This is a genomic window from Halochromatium glycolicum, assembly GCF_016584085.1.
In the GTDB taxonomy this organism is placed as follows: Bacteria; Pseudomonadota; Gammaproteobacteria; order Chromatiales; family Chromatiaceae; genus Lamprobacter; species Lamprobacter glycolicus.
In genome coordinates, this window is record NZ_NRSJ01000006.1 from 22,815 (window position 1) to 41,114 (window position 18,300).

Sequence of the window (18,300 nt, forward strand, 5' to 3'; positions counted from 1 at the left end):
GCCAAGCGGTGACCAGCCCGGATGCCCGCGACACGCCCAACGACAGCGCCCTCTGAACGCGACCTCCCCAGCAAGCAATCCAGGGCAACGCCGATCGAAGCATCCGATCATCCTAGAAACCGCAGTTGACCGCTTAGCCCAGCATGCAACCCTTTGCACTGGTTCCACTTCTGGCGCTTCATGAAGCGCACCCATGGGTGACGGCCGCTACGACCACCAGGGCACGCCCCGCGCGGCGCCCAGCGTTGTGACAACTCGTTGGAATAGAATGACTATTCCGCCTCGTTGTGCCTAGCTGGCCAATTCCCGATCAGGCACGCGGGACGCACCCTGGCGGCCGTCCAACTGCGGTTTCTAGGATCATCGTCGACGACGAACCGGATAGATCGGCTCGGCGCCCACAGGCCGTGTCTTGAACCGACGATGGACCCAGAAATACTGCGCCGGCATGCCCCGCAGACTCGCCTCGATCACCTGATTCATCCGCGCCGCATCAGCCTTTTCATCTCCGCTTGGGAAATCTTCCAGCGGCGGATCAAAACAAAGCTCGAGCCCCTCCCCATTCGGCAAGAAACGCGCAAAGGTCGGGATCACAACCGCTCCCGCCATCCGCGCGATCCGACCCAGCGTCGGTACCGTTGCCGTTGGCACCCCGCAAAACGGCACGAAAACCCCACGCCGCCGGCCGGGGTCCTGATCAGGCAGATAGAAGAATGGCGTGCCGGCCTTCAAGCGCCGAACCAATTCACGGAGGTCGCGATGACGCTCGATCGGTATGGCCCCAAAGCGAGTTCGTGCACGCAGCACCTGCGCATCAATTACCGGATCGCGGAGACGCTGATACATATACATCCCAGAATGCACCAGTGCCGAAAAGGCTGTGCTACCCAGCTCCAAGCCCACGAAATGCGGCAACAGGAAGATGGCAGGCCGACCAGCATCCAGATAGGGGTCAATCCGCTCGCGATGACGTACACGAACGATCCGCGCGATACGCCTGGGCGTTGCCAACCAGGTCAGACCCTGGGTGACCACGGCCACACCAAGCCACGCGAAATGCTCGCGGATCAGACGCTCACGCGCAACCTCATTATACTCGGGCAGACAGATAGCGAGATTCGTCTTCGCAATCGAACGGCGGCGCCAGGCCAGAAAGTAACCAACCCCTCCCAACCCGCGCCCGAGCAGCACCTGATGCCGGAACGGCAAGAATGCGAGGAGCTTGAAAAGACCGACCGCGAGCCAGCTAAACCAATGACGCGGCCCAAGCAGCTTTCCTGCGCCCGAATTCACCGCAACAGCTCACTCACAGACCAAGAGCCGGTCAGATACTGTTCTGATCGTCCTTGTGTCACGCTTCCAAGTTTGACGACGGCGCAGACAGAACAGCCGATGACGACTCGCCGCACGCTCCCCGACGACAAAGAATAGAATGGGAAACATCGATCCAATTCAAGATAGTGCGCACTTCCTCAGCGATGGGCGGGGCCGAATGAAATTCGGACTTAGAGGCCCTATCAAAACGGCCGCCAGGATCGTGCAAGCTCCTGATTTAATGGCCACAGGCGCCATTCTGTTAGGGCTTCCTAGGCCAGAAAGCTGGCCAGTTCTCGAGCTGCTGGTCATTGCGCCTCAGTTCTCGAATTTGTAGAAGATATCGACACCCTGCGCATCGCCCGTCTCACTTTGAACCTGTATGCTCTCGGTCAGGTCATAGCGCATCTTGATACTGTCCGATTGATCACCGAGACTGGTGTCGTATTCCATGAATAGCTTGGGCGCGACATAGGTGCCAACCGAGATCGAGCGGTCATCGGTTGTTGCGTCGCGTTTGGGCGGGATGCCGGTGACAAGATAGCTCGTGATCTCGGACTGTGTCATGTTCGGGTCAGAGTCCGAGAAGAAGGCCAGCTTCGGATTGCGGAGGGTACCAAATACCCGGACGCCCGCGGTGATGTCGCCGCCTTGGCGCTGGGCGCTCAGGATGATGCCGGGATTGTCCAGCGGGGTCTTGGCATAGACAACGATCCCCTTCTCGATCACCAAAGGCTTGCCGACCGAGGTCAGGAGCCCGAGCCCGGGCAGCGAGACCCGGTAGGTGCCGTCAATGACCTGCAGCTCACCATCGCCCAGCATCGCTCCTCCGGGCTCCTTGGTTACCCGCAGCTGCCCGCGGAGCTGTCCGCGTAGACCAAATGCCTCGATCAACACATCCTCGCCGAGCTTCGCGAGCACATCGACGCTGAGCGGAAAGGGTTCCTGCTCGTTGGCCTCTTCCTCGACCACCACGTCTTGTGAAGGCTGCACCGCACCGGCCGGGATCGTCCGCGGCATTATCCGGGCGCGCGGCAGTTTGATCTCTCCGTTGACAGCACCGCCGCCAAGACCCAATCCAGCCTCCAGGTTCATTGATAAAACCGCGTTGTACTCTTTGGTATCAGCGACCGTCAGCGCATCGCCGGTCAGCTCCAGCTCGAGACTGGGCTCATCATCTCCTATCCCCGTTATCGCGCCGTCAAGATCGAGCTGGCCGCCACCGATCAGCGCTCCCCCCTTCAGCCGCATCCTGCTCGCCCCCTCACTGGCTGCAGTGAGATTGAGCTCGGCGATCTCCAGCCCGATCGCTGGAACCCTCAGGGCGAGATCAAGGACCGATAGATTGCCCCGGATCTGCGGCTGACCGAGTGTCCCGCTCAGCCCGATATCGCCGTCGATTTGACCTCCCACATCCTGCAGATCCGGCACGAGCGCGGCAAACCGATCCAGGCCGTCAAGATTGATCTCGAGCTGCCCGCGCAGCGGTTGCTGGCCGGTGGCGGTCAGCCGAAAACCGGGGAGCCCGACACGGGCATCGAAGCGACCGGCCTGGTCCACAGGAAGCTGGAAGCGGGCGTCGATCCCATCCGCATCGGATCGAATAGCGAGTTCAGTCCCGCTAAAGGTCAGGGTTTGGCTCGCCCTAGGCAGCACCACCTCCAGCGCCCCGTCAGGAACCGACATCCGAGCAGTCCCGGTCAACAGGTCGCCGCGCCCCTCGAAACGCGCGTTCGCTTGGAGGTAACCCTCGGGCGAGATCAGTTCCGGAGTCAACTGATCAAGCAGGTCGAAACCGAGACGCTCGAGATCGAGCGAAGCAACGAAGCGACCGGCCTCGGGCCGCTGGAATGCTGCGCACCCGCGCGATGCGTTCCCATCGGCGATACAGAGCGGTCCAACATCGAGCGACGCACCAACCACAGCGTAAGGCATCGGCTTCTGCAGGCTCCAGCGGCCATAATCCTCCGTCTCAAGAGCGAGCTGTCCGAGCTCGCCGCGATACTCGCCACGGTCGCTAAGCCCCCCATCGGCCGCAGCCGTCAGACGCAGCAGATCGCTGCTGATCTCGGCATCCAGCTGATGCGATCGCATGCTCCCGCGACCGCGCAACGCAAGGGTCTCGACACGCTGTCCACCCGCGATGAGGTTGCTGGCCGTCAGATCGAGCTGAAGCGGACTCTCCGGGTCTAGGCCGACATCGGCAGTCAGATCGATGCGCTCGATGCCCTGCCCTTCGAGCTCGATGTCACGCCCATCGAGCTCGACGGTCACGCGCGGCGCGGCCAGGGTACCCTCGACGCTGCCCTCCGCACCGAGCTGACCCTGAAGTGCAGGCACCAGCGCGGCCAAGCTCGGGGAGCGAAAAGCGTAACGAAAGTCGAGTTTCTGATCGGCGCGACCACTTGCGGTCAGCCGCGTCTCACCGGAACGTGCCTCGAGCCGCTTCAGGTCGATCCGTTGCCCCAGCATCGCCAGCTCGGTCTGGAGCTGGACCGGATAACCGCGCAGCTCGCCGCCGAAGTCGCTGATGCGAGCGCTGAGCTCGAGCCCGTCGTCGACGGTCGTGCCCTCGGATTGGATACGCCCGCCCAATGTGCCCGGCCAATCGGCCAGCAGCTGCCCGGGGTCCAGGCCATCGAGGACGAGCTCGGCCTCCCAAGCGATGCTCGGCGCCCAGGTCAGTGTGCCGCTGCCGTCCAGACGACCGTCGATCACCTCGGCCGTCAGGGTCTCGAGCTTGGCCGATTCGGCGCCTCCTTGGCCAGCGAGATCGATCTGCACCGGCGGGTAATCCTCCATCGCCGCATTCCCCGTGAGACTGAATCGGTACCCCTCCTCGAGATCGCCTTCGCTCTCGGCCGAGAGCCTGATCACCCCCGCGAGCCCCTCGAAGTGCTGCCCGGGGTCGATATCGCGCGCCGCCAGCTTCAACGACCAGGCCGGCGTCTGAGCCCAGGCGAGCTCGCCCTCTCCCTCGACCAGCCCGCCGAGCGTCTCGATGCTGAGCTCACCGAGCGTCAGTTGGTCCCCGGTGCCGCTGCCGCTCAGATTGATCAGTGCCGCCGGATAGCGCTCCAGGGACGCGTCCACCTTCAGGCCATAGCTGAACCCGTCCTCGAGGTCACCGCGGCTGTCCGCCTTCAGCTCGACCCGCCCATCCAACCCCGGCCATTGGAGCCCCGGGTCGATCCCGTTCGCGGTGATCGCGAGATCCCAGCTCGGCGCCGGCGCCCAGCCGGCAAGCCCCTTCGCGTTGACCTGACCGCCGAGTGTGTTGAGACTGAGCTCGGTGATCGAGGTCTGCTGTCGGTCTCCGGTCCCGACCAGGGCGATCTCGGTCTCCGGGATCGGTTGTCCGAACAGGCTCGTGCGCAGCCGATAGGCATAGTCGTCGAAGGCACCCTCGGCATTCAGCGAGCCTTGCGGCAGCTCGATGAGCGGATCACCGGCCAGGGGCCAGCGCAGCCGTTCCCAGACCGCCTGCATCGCAAGGGTCGGTACGGCCGGTCTCATGTCCAGCCGCCCGGTCAGATCGACCCGCGCATTCAAGGGTCCAACCTCGGCCGGTGCGTCGCTGTCAGTGCCTACCGGTCCCTGGCTCGACTCGGTCAGGCGCAGGGCCTTGATCGTGAGCACCTGATCGGCCCATTCGATATCGAGATCCGCGGCAAGCCGACCGATTTCGGCTACCGACGGGGCCTCGCCACGGAGTGTCCCAGTCACAGCGGCCTGTTCAAGATCCCCTTCGCTCTTCAGCTCAGCGCGCAGATCGAGCTCGGGTGCATCGGCGACGATCTCGGGTAGCGCGATCGCCTCAAGCGAGAGATTCGCGTCCCAGCTGGGCTGTTCGAGGACCTGACGAACCCGCGCATCCAGACTGGCCTCGACCGACCCGGTGATGCGATGGGTCACCGCGAGCTGCGTCAGATCGCCGCTGATCGCCCCGTCGCCATCGACCTCCAGGGCTGGCGATTGCCGAAGGCCCCAATCGAGCGCCAGGCTCACCGGATGCGCATCCGCGAGCCCGACCCGACCGGACGCCTGCAGATGTGCATCGGGCTGCGCCAAGTCGGCGGTCAGCTGCTTCAGGTCCAGGGTCTCGCCGCCCGCTTCGGCCCGAAGCTCGGCCCGCGTCAATCGGATCGCCGCTTCGGGCGGCGCGCCAGCCTGTTCATAAACGAGGTTTTCGACCAGCAGTTGCTCGATATCGACCGCGAGCGGCAGTCTGATCGACGGCAGTTCGAACGGCTCCGACGGCTTGGTCTTCGGCGCCGGCTCGCTGACGAGCGTCAGATCGCGCGCACTCAGCTGGGTGACCCGTAAGGTCCCGGTCAGCAGCGCACCAGGACGCCAATCGAGCACGAGCGTCCCGACCTGCGCGTCGAGTCCGGGCACGCTCAGGGCCAGCTCACCGAGCTCGAGCCGCCCCAGCACCCGTCCCTCGACGCGACCAACATCGATCATCTCAGGCGCGAGCTCATCGAGGACGGCAAACGCTGCTCTGAGGCCGGTCTGGGTGCCGAGCAGGAACAGCAAACCCAGCACAACCGCGGTCAGCAAGACGCCAAACGCGGCCAGCAGCCAGCCCAAGGCCCGTCGAGCTGGACGCGTGCCGCCGGCCCGGGCCGCACCGCCACGAGGATCAGACGACTCGGTTTCAGCCGGAGTGCTCGCGGACTCGTTCATAGGTCCGGCCCCAATGAAAGGTGCAACCTGAATCCTGTCGGGTCCTTGGTCAGCGCATAGGCGACATCGACCCGAACCGGTCCGATCGGCGTGCTATAGCGCACACCTAACCCCACGCTCTGCTCCCATTCGTCTTCGAAATCGGGATCGAAGGCGTTGCCAAAATCGGTGAACACCGCGCCCGCCCAATTGCCGACGAGACGATGCTCGAGCTCGAGGCTGCCGACCGCGATATAGCGACCCCCGATGGTCTCGTTATCGGCCGGATCATTCGGGCCCAAGACGTCGAAGTCCCAGCCTCGAATACTGTTGTCGCCACCGGCAAAGAAGCGCTGGCTGGCCGGCACATCCCTCACGCTGCTCGCCCAGATGGCGCCGAGCTCGGTCCGCCCGATGAAACGCATGTTCTGGCCCAAGGATTTGATCAGCTTGTAGTCGAGCTTCGCACTCAACCAATTGCTATCGGAAAGCAGGTCCTCTGCCGTTCCCTGCAAGTTCATCTTGGCGCGATAGCCGTTGCGCGTGTTGATCGGATCATCGGCCTCCACCTTGGACCAGGAGATATGCGGCACCACCCCGTTGAAGCTGTCATCCTCGTCACCGGCGACCGAATAATCCTCGTAACGATAGTCCAAGCCGATGATGCGCCGCCAGCCGTATCGATTCTCGACCGACTGCGCGAGGCCGAGCTTGAACAGGTCACCCTGGCGGCTAGCCGTGTCAAAGAAGTAGACCTCGGGGCGGATCAGGAGATAATCGCGCACCGGGTTGCGAAATGGAATCCGGTATTCGCCGACCAATGACTGCTCGAGCTGAGAGATCTCGAGCTCGGCCTTCGCGTGGTGTCCGTAGCGTCCGATATAGCGACGCCGATAGTCGAGGCTGAATCGGGGGCCCACATCGGTGCCATAGCCGATACCGACCCGATAGACATTGGCCTTGTTACGGCTCGCGATGACCTCGATTGGGACCTGGCGGTCAGGACCGGCCTGATCCCGCAGCGGTTGGATCTCGACGTTCTCGTAGTACTCGGTCGCGATCAGACGGCCCTGGAGCCCGAGCAGCCGCTCCGGGTTGTAGACCACGCCGGGCTCGAAATTGACGTACTTCTGCAGAAACGAATCGGCCAGCAGGTCTTGATCGAATCGCACCTCGCCGAGATAGTACTGCTCGCCCGTCTCGAGGTGGAACTCGACGATCGCCTCATAGGCGACCGGATCGATCAGCACCCGATGCCGGGTCAGGTCGGCAAAGATGTACCCCTCCTCGGAGGCGATGCGGATGATCCGGCTCTTGGCCTTCTCATACTCGGAATGGATCAAGGCGTCCCCGACCTGCATCGGGAACCGTTCCGGGAAACGCGGGTTGTCGGCACCGGAACCAGTGATGCGATAGTCGATGCGGCCGATCTCGACCGGGGGGCCGGGGTCGACCTCGAAGCGTGCGACCCAGGTTCTATCCGCTGCAGCTGGCTCGTTCAGGGTTGACTCGACCTCAACGCGATAGAGGCCGAACGGGGCCAGTGCTTCGCGAATCTGCGCTGGCGCCTGACGGTACAGCGCACGCAGCCGCGCCGGTGTGATCGAGGCATCCTCGCGCTCCTGATAGAGCGCGAGGAGCGCAAGCACATTGTCCCGCTCCCTGCCCTCCAAGCCATCGACTTCGACCTCGAGATCAAGCGCGAACGCGGTAACCGGAAGCATCCAACAAAACGCCAGCCAGCCGAGCCAGGCCCAGCGCCACAGAGGCGTCAGCACCAGGGAGCTAAGCCGCAGGGCTTCGGCCAGGTCGGGTCTCCGTCGAGCGGGCGACATCGGAATGGGACTGCCTCATGGTGCACAGATACAACACATTATGGCACAGAAGTAACAGTTGCGGAAAAATGCACCCAAAACAGCGAGGGCGGCTCGCCGATGCCCCACGCAAGCCCCTGGGTCAGCCCAACTCAGCCTTCATATAGCGCGCTGCACCATAGAGAGGGGTGTCGGGGTCGAGGATCACATGCACCGGAATGCGCTCCATCAGCCCGCGCATTCGGCCCTTGTCCCGGAACCCTTCGCTGAAGCCGGGTCCTTGCAGCAATGCCAGGTTCTTCGGCGCGATCCCGCCGCCCAGATAAACGCCTCCCATCGCCATGTGCTTCAGCGCCGTGTTGCCGGCCTCGCGACCATAGAGTACGGCGAACAGCTCCATCGCTTCCTGGCTGATCGCGTGTCCATTGTCCGCCGCTTCGGCGACAGCCGCCGCAATGTCGCCATCGCTGCGCAGCGCCTCGGCCACAGCCGGCGGGTGAACCGCCTTATGCCACTGGGCGAGGAATTCGTAGATGTTGCCGATCCCCATGCCGGAGACGACGCGCTCCCAGCTGACCCGTCCGACCCGCTTCTGCAGGTGGTTCAACAGCGCGAACTCACGCTCGTCCGTCGGCGCGAAATCGGTGTGTCCGCCCTCGGTCGCAAACGCCCGATACTGAGCACCGTCCCAGAACATCCCGGCTTCGCCGAGCCCGGTCCCTGCCGCGACGACGCAGGCATTGCCGATCGCGTTCTCAGCACCGTCCTGAATCACCGCCAGCTCGTTCTCGGTCAACGCCGGCACGCCCCACGCGACGGCCTCGAGATCATTGAGCAGGCCGACGCGCTCGAAACCAAGCCCCTTTTGCAGCGCGGCCGCATCGATCTGCCAGGGCAGGTTGGTCGTCTTACTGCGGCCACCAACAACCGGCCCCGCGACAGCGAATGCGGCGACCGCGCATTCACAGCCGGTCTCGTCCACAAACGTCGTGACGATCTCACCGAGCGAGACCGACTTGCGGCTCGGGTAGCGTCGGTGAAGCTCGAGGGTCACCCCATCGCCTTCGACCTCGGCAATCCCGAGACCGGTCTTGGTGCCGCCGATATCGCCGACCAAAACACGCATGACTCTCTCTCCAAGCTTGACGACGCGCCCATTGCGACAACAGCCGGGCGCTGTCGGAAGATGATAGCAGCGCTCGCGACGATCAGCGGCGCGATCGGGCCCGTTTCTTCTATGGCCGGGCTCAGCGCTGGCCGGGGCGGAGCGTCTCGAAGCGGAATGGCGCGGCCAGCAGCCGCTGCGGAAACTGCAGCAGGACACGCGCCTCCCAGGTCATCCGGTCACGCACGCACACCGGCAGCATCCCCTGCCCGCGCCACTGAAGCGGCTCAGGGCGAGCCAGCGGCGCCCCGGGCCTTCTATCCTCAACGGGTCCGGGCGATTCGCGCATCCCGGTATCGAGTCGCGGCCGCAAGCGCGTGCGGTTGAATCCCATATCCATCTTCACGCCGGCGAAATCCACCTCGACGCTTTGCGGCGCAGGCAGATTGCGCAAGGTCACCTGGATCTGCAAAGGATGGACTGCCGGGATCGCTCGCGGAACGATCTCGAGCACGACCTCACCGCCTGAGTCGAAGCGAACCGAGCAAGGGCCGGCATGCAGACTACAGGAAGGATTCAGCGGTGCACGCTCGCTGACCGGCGACTGCAACAGGGGCCACAACTTGATCGTGGCAACACTGAAGACGGCCACCGCGAGCGCTGCGACCAGCGCCCAGAGCAGCACCAGTGTTCGCCCTTGGGCAGGGCTCGCTTCAAACGCTGGACGCATCAGAGTCCGGAGCAACCCGAACCACATGGCCACCCGTTTCAGGTAAAGAGGGTCAATACGCCGGTATAGCCGTACAGCCGGTTCTGGGAGATCTCGCCGTTGGCATAGAAGCCAACGAGCGGGAAATCCCCGAGCTCATCGCGGATCTGGATCAGCTCCTGCGAGTCATCGCCGAACAGATTGGCGCCACGGCCCAGACAGGACACATAGACCCCTCCCCGCGGAGGGCCACTCAGCCGGCCCTTTAGATGCTTCAGCATGCGCGACAGGTCTTCTCTCGCGGTGTTCGCATCGCGCCGGCAGAACATCAGTTCCTGCCCCTTCTCCATCAGGTCCCCGATGCCGAGCAACCGCTTCTCGATGTCGACGCCGATCAGGTTGCGGACCAGATAATCGCCTGTGTCGGAGCCGGGGATCGGCAGCCCGGCGAAGATATACCCCCCAACACGCGAGATGTCACGGGCCAGAACCTCACCGATGTCTTCCTTGAACACATCCAGCGCCGGACGGCCATCGAGCTCGACGATCACATTGCGTTGGCATTGGGTCACGCGTCGATGCGGCCCGATCGGCGAGCAGCCTTGCGACAGCGCGGTCTGCACACCGGCCGCCTCGGTGAACATGACACCGGAAAGCCCCCCCTGGGTCGGCTCATCGGCGACGACCCGCGCGTTGCTGTGACTGCTGGCGAGGCCCCCGACCAAGAACCCCGTCACCGTCCGCTCGGCGAGCTGACGAATCAGACTCTCGGTCAGCGGATTCGCCGGATCGGCATGCACCAGGCCCATAAATGGCTGGGCACTCCCGAGCCAAGACCGCTGGGCGCTGTCAAACGCCTCGAGGTCCTTGACGATCGGTGGAAAGACGCGGAAGGCGTCCTCTGGCAGGTCAGTCACCATTGCCGCGATCGCCGGGCGCTCGTAGTACTCGACACCGGTCGCGCAGATCCCGAGCCCGACCGCACCGACCCAATGCTCGACGTCGGTCGCCTCACGCAGCGCATCGAGGATGGCATCCAGATGCGCGTTGGCAGCGTCGGTCACATAGAGGAAGCCAAGGCGGCCCGAAACCGAGCCAAGACCACCGATGACGCGCTCGAGTGCGGTATGCCAGTCATCGTCAGCGGCATGGGCGAAGGGGAATGAGTGCATAAGGGGTAGTGCGGAATGCGATGTGGAACGCAGACTCGAACGGTCGAGCCGGTGAGCGCAAGATGCCTTGTCAAAACGGCCGCTTAGCCCGCAAGCCTCTGATTTGTCTGGCCACAGGAGGCATCCTGTTACGGCTCCTTAGGCGATTGGCAAACGAAGATCCCGCGCGATTCGGTACGGGCTTTGCTGCCAACCGTCAATTAGACCTCGGCAAGATCACCTTTCTCTTGCAGCCAAGCGCGGCGATCGGCGGCCCGCCTCTTTGCCAGCAGCATATCCATCAAGGTAGCGCTTGCATCGCCAGGGTCAACCGTCAACTGGACCAATCGCCGGGTATCGGGATGGATCGTGGTCTCGCGCAGCTGCTGGGGATTCATCTCGCCGAGCCCTTTGAACCGCTGCACGCTGACCTTGCCCTTGAGCCTCTCGGCCGCGATCCGCTCCAGCACCCCGCGACGCTCAGCATCATCGAGCGCGTAGAACACCTGCTTGCCGACATCGATCCGGTACAGCGGCGGCATCGCGACATAGATGTGGCCGGCCGCGACCAGGCGGGGAAAGTGCTTCAGGAACAACGCACAGAGCAGCGTGGCAATATGGGCGCCATCGGAATCGGCATCGGCGAGGATGCAGATCTTGCCGAACCGCAGCCGGGACAGCTCATCGCTACCCGGGTCGACACCGATGGCAATGGCGATATCGTGCACCTCTTGCGACCCGAGCACCTCGGCGGGGTCGACCTCCCAGGTGTTCAGGATCTTACCGCGCAGCGGCATCACCGCCTGAAACTCCCGATCCCGCGCCTGCTTCGCCGACCCCCCGGCCGAGTCGCCCTCGACCAGAAACAGCTCGCTGCGGACCGGATCGGTCGCGGTGCAGTCGGCCAGCTTGCCCGGTAACGCCGGCCCCTGCGTGACCCGTTTGCGCGTGACCGCACGTCCGGCCCGCAGCCGCGCCTGGGCGGCACCGATCGCGATCTCGGCGATCCGCTCGGCATCGGCGACATGCTCGTTGAGCCAGAGACTGAAGGCATCCTTGACGACGCCCGAGACGAAGGCCGCGCATTCGCGCGACGAGAGACGCTCCTTGGTCTGCCCCGAGAACTGTGGATCGGCGAGCTTGACCGACAAGACCCAGCTCGCGCGTGCCCAGACGTCCTCGGGCGCCAGCTTGACACTGCGCGGCAGCAGGTTGCGGAACTCGCAGAACTCGCGCACCGCCTCGGTCAGACCGGTGCGAAAACCGTTGACGTGGGTGCCCCCCTGAACCGTCGGGATCAGGTTCACATAGCTCTCGGTGACCGGATCGCCGGCCTCGGGCAGCCAGGCAATCGCCCAGCTCGCGGCCTCCGTCTGCCCCTCGAGCGCGCCGACGAACAGCCCATCGGGCACCCGCTCCGCATCACCGAGCGCCTCGGCGAGATAGTCCCTCAGGCCGTCGGCATAGCACCATTGTTGTTCGTCGCCGGTATTCTCGTCGCGGTAGCGCACATCCAGACCGGGACAGAGCACCGCCTTGGCACGGAGCAGATGGGTCAGCTGCCGCACCGAGACCTTCGGCGAATCGAAGTAGCGCTCGTCAGGCCAGAATCGCAGCCGCGTGCCGCTGTTGTGACGGCCGACCTTGCCGATCTCGGTCAGCTCGGCCGTCTTGTGTCCGCCGGCAAAGGCGATGCTGTATTCCTTGCCGTCCCGCTTGACCCAGACCTGCAGCTGCCTCGAGAGGGCGTTGACCACCGAGACACCGACGCCGTGCAGCCCGCCGGCGAAGCGGTAACTGCCGGCCGAGAACTTGCCGCCAGCGTGGAGCTTGGTCAGGATGACCTCGACGCCGGGGAGACCCTGCTGGGGGTGGACATCGACGGGCATGCCGCGGCCGTCGTCGCTGACCTCGATCGAGCCGTCCTGATACAGGATCACATCGATGCGGCTCGCCTGACCGACCAGCGCCTCATCGACACTGTTGTCGATCACCTCCTGCACGAGGTGATTGGGCCGGGTGGTGTCTGTGTACATCCCCGGACGCTTGCGCACCGGGTCGAGGCCGCTGAGGACCTCGATCGACGAAGAATCGTACTGTCCGCTCATGCGGTGGCGGAATGCTCCTTTCGATAACCTGGACCGCAGCGCGCAGCAGTCTCGCTGCGTTGACCGGCCAAAGCCGACTACGGTACCGTAGTTCGAAAGCATGGTTCAAATACCCCATGAGCAACGACACCATCGCCGATCCCAAACAGTTCGAGGCCTCGCTGCAAGCCCTGGAGGCCATCGTCGATCAGCTCGAGCACGGGGATCTCACACTCGAGGCATCGCTTGAGGCCTTCGAACAAGGCGTGCGTTTGAGTCGCGGCTGCCAGCAGGCGCTCGAGCAAGCCGAGCAGCGGGTCCGCATCCTGAGCGAACAGACCACCGAGGCAGAGCCCGAGCCCTTCTCGGTATCCGGGCAGCCGCCCGGCGCGCCCTCTTCCCAGCCCACCCCTGACCCGGGGCCAGAGAACGACCCGAGCGCGGATGCCTCCAAGCTGAGTCACGATTAGCCAACCCAAATAGCCACCTCATGCAGAACGCGCCCCAGCTGAAAACCTTCTTCTCCGAATGCCAGGCGCGCGTCGAGGCGGCCTTGGAGCAGGCACTTCCGCCCGCCGAACAGCCCCCCGCTCGTCTCCATCAGGCGATGCGGTATGCAGTGCTCGGCAGCGGTAAGCGAGTGCGGCCGACGCTCGCCTATGCCGGCGCGCAGGCGCTCGGCATCCCTAAGGGGCGCGTCGACGCCGGGGCCGTCGCGATCGAGCTCATTCACGGCTACTCGCTGGTCCATGACGATCTGCCGGCAATGGACGACGACGACCTCCGGCGGGGTCGGCCAAGCTGCCACAAGGCATTTGACGAGGCCACCGCAATCCTCGCCGGGGACGCGTTACAGACCCTCGCCTTCGCGACCCTCGCCCAGGAGCCGATCGACGAGATCGATGATTCGATCCGCGTCGCGATGGTGGCGGCGCTCGCGCGCGCGGCTGGATCGATCGGGATGGCCGGCGGACAGGCGCTCGATCTCGAATCAGAGGGCACCGAGCTCGACCTCGTGATGCTCGAGAACATCCACATCCACAAGACTGGCGCCCTGATCCGGGCCAGTGTCCAAATGGCCTCGCTGGCCTGCCCGGACCTCGAGCCGGCGCGCGCCGACGCACTCGACCATTATGCGAAGTGCATTGGATTGGCGTTTCAGATCCAAGACGATCTACTCGACGTGGAAGGTGAAACCGACGTCATCGGTAAACAGAGCGGGGCCGATGTGGTGCACGCGAAGGCCACCTACCCATCGCTGATGGGGATCGCGCCGGCACACGAGGCCGCCAACGATCTCGTCAACGATGCGCTCAGGAGCCTCGAGTGCTTCGATGACGGCGCAGACCCATTGCGTTGGATCGCCCAGTACATCGTCAGCCGTGACCGATGAGGCGGGACCGATGAGGCGGGACTGGGAAACGGACAGCCGGAACAATCGGTCATCACCCGATCGTCATGATTCAATCGACGATGATCCAGCAGCCGGAGCTCATTGCAATGTTTCGTTGAATCGGCGAAGCAATGCCATCGCCCCACCTCTCGAAGCGCAGTCAAACCCAAGCATCGGCCAAGGCTGAATCGTGCTTCGCCTACTTCATCGTGCTTGGCGCTAACCCAATGAGCGACAGAACCCATCCTCTGTATTGGAAGGATCGTCGTCACTCGCTTGAGGTCAATAAGAGGCCCGATCAAAACGGCTGCTTGACTCGCGCAAGCTCCTGATTGAACCGCCACAGGGACCATTCTGTTATGGCCTTCTGAGGCTACGGGTGAATTTGTTGAAAGCAATGGACGAAGCTGTTAGCCTCGTTTAACCCTTTCCGCACTGATCGCGTCTGGCCCGTCCCGAAGTCAGCTGATCGGTCATGCTGTTCAAATCTGATGCAAGACAAGGTTGTAATAAAGGATCTGTACAAGATCTTCGGTCCTGAGCCTGACGAGGCGCTTGCGCTGTTGGAGCAAGGGCTCTCGAAGGATGCGATCTTCGAGCGCACCCGCACGACGGTCGGCGTTCAGAAGGCCAACTTCAGCATCCGCGAAGGCGAGGTCTTCGTCGTCATGGGCCTTTCAGGCTCAGGCAAGTCCACGCTGGTTCGGATGCTCAATCGCCTCATCGAGCCGACCCGTGGACAGGTCATCGTAAACGGTCACGACATCACTCAGATGAGCAAGAAGCAGCTCATCGAGATGCGGCGCAGCACGATGAGCATGGTGTTTCAGTCGTTCGCACTGCTCCCGCACAAGACGGTCGCCGAGAACGCCGCATTCGGTCTCAATGTCTCCGGCGCCAGCAAGACCGAGCAGCGCGATCAGGCGATGCGGGCGCTCGAAACGGTTGGATTGGCCCCCAACGCCGACAGTTATCCGGATGAACTCTCCGGCGGCATGAAGCAGCGCGTCGGGCTTGCCCGCGCACTTGCGACCGAGGCGCCGATCCTGTTGATGGACGAGGCGTTCTCGGCCCTCGACCCGCTGATCCGCACCGAGATGCAGGACGAGCTGGTCCGACTGCAGGAGACCGAGGCGCATACGATCGTCTTCATCTCGCACGATCTCGACGAGGCAATCCGGATCGGGGATCGGATCGCGATCATGGAAGGCGGCGCCATCGTCCAGATCGGCACCCCAGAGGAGATCGTCACCAAACCGGCCAATGACTACGTGCGCTCGTTCTTCTATGGCGTCGATGTCAGCAAGGTCTTCAACGCCGGTGATATCGCATCGAAGAGCCTGCTCGCGGTATTCGAGCGCACCGGTGTCAACCTGCGCTCGGCGCTGGCACAGCTGCGAGATCACCGCGGCGACGTCGCGGTCGTGATCGATCGGGGCGGGCAGTTCCGCGGGCTGGTCACGGTCAACAGCCTGGCGGCCGCCGCCGCGAGCGACAACCCGCAGTGGGAGGCGGCCTTCCTGAAGGACGCCGAGCCGGTCCCCGCCGAGATGGAGCTGTCCGAGGTGCTGACCCGCGTCACCGCGAGCGAGCGGCCAGTGCCAGTGCTCGATGCGGATGGACGCTATCGCGGCGTCGTCGACAAGACGATCCTGCTCCACACCTTGGACAAGACGACCTGACCCATGGCCAACGGTATCACCGATTTCCAAATCCCGATCGGCGACTGGGTCGCCGACGGGGTCGACTGGATTCAGATCAACCTGACCGGCGTGCTCGACGGCATCTCCGAGGTGCTCGAGCTCGTGATCGATTCGTTCGAGGGCGGCCTGCAAGCCGTCCCGCCGGTGCTGCTCGCCGCGCTGATCGTCGTGATCGCAACCTGGCGCGTCGGCTGGAAGTTCGGCCTGTTCTCGGTCGCAGCGATGGTGCTGATCTTCGGGATGGGCATCTGGCCGGAGACGATCTCCACGTTGGCGCTCGTGATCGCGTCGAGCCTGGTGGCCTTGATCATCGGCATCCCGATCGGCATCGCGATGGCCCGGCACGACCCGGTCGAGGCCGTCGTGCGCCCGGTGCTGGACTTCATGCAGACGATGCCGCCGTTCGTCTATCTGATCCCGGCCGCCATCTTCTTCGGCCTCGGCAAGGTGCCCGGGTCGATCGCAACCCTGATCTTCGCGATGCCGCCGGCGGTGCGCCTGACCAATCTGGGCATCCGGCAGGTCAGCGAAGAGCACGTCGAGGCCGGCAAGGCATTCGGCTGCACCAATCACCAATTGCTCTTCAAGGTGCAACTCCCCCTCGCGATGCCCTCGATCATGGCCGGCATCAACCAGACGATCATGCTGGCGTTGTCGATGGTGGTGATCGCGTCGATGATCGGCGCCGGCGGGCTCGGCAACACGGTCTTGACCGGCATCCAGCGCCTTGATGTCGGGCTCGGCTTCGAGGGCGGTCTCGGCGTCGTACTGCTCGCAATCCTGCTCGACCGCATCACCCAAAGCTTCGGCGCCGTTGGAGGCGCCGCCGCAGCGCCATCATTCGTTGGGCGCATGCGCCAAGCCTTCGAGCGCTGGAAGGAATCCCAATCATCGGATGTCTAAACCGCGTCCAGAGACAGAAACGTCATTTTTCCGCAGCGGGCGCGATCAGAATTGCACATCCCAAACTGGACGCAGTGTAATCAGACTTCAACGAGATCCCGCATCGGCAGAATAACGGCTTGTCCGCGGCCGCACCGGTCAGTCCGCTCCGGGATCACGCGAGGCGGGCCTGGTCTGAGAGACGCCCTGGCCCAAGGCCCAGGGGGTCCAATTATCGCCGAATTCAGCGCGGCCGTGCCGGCGCAGCAGCACCGATCGAGCGCCTCGCTCGGCAGACCCGGGGTGCTCGCAATGCCCCAACCGCTGCGCTCGAGGTCTGCGCTGAAAACCGATCGGTCGTCATGCGCGGCTGCGATCGGCCTGGCGCTTGCGCGCCACCATTCTCGCTCGCCACCGGCGGTCGAGTATGACGGGGCATCCTGCCCTACTCGGAACATGTGAGACACTCGCATCTTCCGCTCCGATGTCATTCATCAACCCATTGAGGACTGACGATGTCTATGAAGACCTTAACCAACGTCTTGCTCGCCGGTGCGCTCGCGCTATCGCTCGGCAGCGCGATGGCGGCCGAAAAGACCGTCAAGATCGGCTGGACAGCCTGGTCGGACGCCGAATTCGTCACCAAACTCGCCAAGCGCATCCTTGAAGACGAGATGGGCTATGAGGTCGAGCTGCTGCAGACCGATATCGCCCCCCAATACCAGGGGCTCTCGACCGGTAGCCTCGATATGATGCTGATGTCCTGGCTTCCCGGGACGCACGCCGATTACCTGGAGAAGGTCTGCAACGATGTCGTCCCGCTCGGCATCCTCTACACCCACGCCCGTCTGGGCTGGGCGGTGCCGGCCTATGTCCCCGAAGACATGGTGAGCAGCATCGAGGACCTGAAGAAGGACGAGGTCAAAGAGAAGCTCGACGAGACCATCACCGGAATCGATCCGGGCGCTGGTCTGACCCGCCTGTCGAAGCAGGCCGTCAAGGACTACGAGCTCGACGACTACGAGCTCCAGATCTCATCCGGGGCCGGTATGACGGCGGCGCTCGAGCGTGCGGTCCGCCGCGACGACTGGATCGTCGTCACTGCCTGGAGCCCGCACTGGATGTTCGGCGCCTATGACCTGCGCTATCTGGAAGACCCCAAGGGCGTGCTCGGTAGCTTCGAGCGTGTTGTCGCACTCGCACGCAAGGGCTTCTATCAGGAGGACATCGAGGCGGCAAGCTTCATCTCGCGGATGCAGATCCCGATCGATGACCTGCAGGCGGCGATGTACGATGCTCAGGAGACCTCCTACGAGGATGCGGTGACCAAGTACATCGAAAACAATCAGGATCGGATCAACTACTGGGTCACCGGCGAGCTCTGAGTCGCGCTCCTGGCCAAGCGGCCGGCGGCCGATCGCTCGCCCGGCATTGCTTGGAACTGGAAACGGTCATTGGCCGTTGTGCAGGTTGC

General features: G+C 63.8%; 12 protein-coding genes. 5 read left to right on the forward strand and 7 right to left on the reverse strand.

Annotated elements, in window-relative coordinates:
- Nucleotides 1-360: 360 nt before the first annotated feature.
- The 7 genes from CKO40_RS05095 to parE form a co-directional block, all read right to left on the reverse strand.
- Nucleotides 361-1,293 carry a lysophospholipid acyltransferase family protein gene (locus CKO40_RS05095; RefSeq protein ID WP_338074124.1) on the reverse strand — a complete coding sequence of 311 codons (933 nt, stop codon included), beginning with the start codon at nt 1,291-1,293 and terminating at the stop codon, nt 361-363.
- Between the two features lie 339 nt (nt 1,294-1,632).
- Nucleotides 1,633-6,003 (reverse strand): translocation/assembly module TamB domain-containing protein, encoded by a 4,371-nt coding sequence (locus CKO40_RS05100; protein WP_200345113.1) that lies wholly within the window; start codon nt 6,001-6,003, stop codon nt 1,633-1,635.
- Complete coding sequence (locus CKO40_RS05105) at nt 6,000-7,817, reverse strand: autotransporter assembly complex protein TamA (RefSeq protein WP_200345114.1); 1,818 nt, start codon at nt 7,815-7,817, stop codon at nt 6,000-6,002. The genes CKO40_RS05100 and CKO40_RS05105 overlap by 4 nt, the downstream gene beginning before the upstream one ends.
- Nucleotides 7,818-7,938: 121 nt before the next feature.
- A complete protein-coding gene (gene glk / locus CKO40_RS05110) occupies nt 7,939-8,922 on the reverse strand; it encodes a glucokinase (RefSeq protein ID WP_200345115.1) in 984 nt (327 codons plus the stop codon).
- A gap of 121 nt (nt 8,923-9,043) precedes the next feature.
- Nucleotides 9,044-9,631, reverse strand: a complete 588-nt coding sequence (locus CKO40_RS05115) for a hypothetical protein (protein WP_200345116.1) — start codon at nt 9,629-9,631, stop codon at nt 9,044-9,046.
- Between the two features lie 38 nt (nt 9,632-9,669).
- Entirely contained in the window at nt 9,670-10,782 is a 1,113-nt protein-coding gene (locus CKO40_RS05120; protein ID WP_200345117.1) for an FIST signal transduction protein, read from the reverse strand.
- 200 nt (nt 10,783-10,982) lie between these two features.
- Complete coding sequence (parE, locus tag CKO40_RS05125; protein WP_200345118.1) at nt 10,983-12,869, reverse strand: DNA topoisomerase IV subunit B; 1,887 nt, start codon at nt 12,867-12,869, stop codon at nt 10,983-10,985.
- Between the two features lie 116 nt (nt 12,870-12,985).
- On the opposite strand from parE, the gene CKO40_RS05130 reads away from it, so the two are divergent.
- The 5 genes from CKO40_RS05130 to CKO40_RS05150 all read left to right on the forward strand — a co-directional run bounded on the left by CKO40_RS05130 (nt 12,986) and on the right by CKO40_RS05150 (nt 18,211).
- On the forward strand, nt 12,986-13,318 hold the full coding sequence (locus CKO40_RS05130) for an exodeoxyribonuclease VII small subunit (protein WP_200345119.1): 333 nt from the start codon (nt 12,986-12,988) through the stop codon (nt 13,316-13,318).
- Nucleotides 13,319-13,338: 20 nt separating this feature from the next.
- Nucleotides 13,339-14,241 carry a (2E,6E)-farnesyl diphosphate synthase gene (ispA, locus tag CKO40_RS05135; protein ID WP_200345120.1) on the forward strand — a complete coding sequence of 301 codons (903 nt, stop codon included), beginning with the start codon at nt 13,339-13,341 and terminating at the stop codon, nt 14,239-14,241.
- A 491-nt stretch (nt 14,242-14,732) separates the two neighbouring features.
- Nucleotides 14,733-15,923: a glycine betaine/L-proline ABC transporter ATP-binding protein ProV gene (proV, locus tag CKO40_RS05140; RefSeq protein WP_200345121.1), complete on the forward strand. Its 1,191-nt coding sequence runs from the start codon at nt 14,733-14,735 to the stop codon at nt 15,921-15,923.
- Between the two features lie 3 nt (nt 15,924-15,926).
- On the forward strand, nt 15,927-16,847 hold the full coding sequence (locus tag CKO40_RS05145) for an ABC transporter permease (protein WP_200345122.1): 921 nt from the start codon (nt 15,927-15,929) through the stop codon (nt 16,845-16,847).
- A gap of 494 nt (nt 16,848-17,341) precedes the next feature.
- Nucleotides 17,342-18,211, forward strand: a complete 870-nt coding sequence (locus tag CKO40_RS05150; protein ID WP_200345123.1) for a glycine betaine ABC transporter substrate-binding protein — start codon at nt 17,342-17,344, stop codon at nt 18,209-18,211.
- Nucleotides 18,212-18,300: the final 89 nt, after the last annotated feature.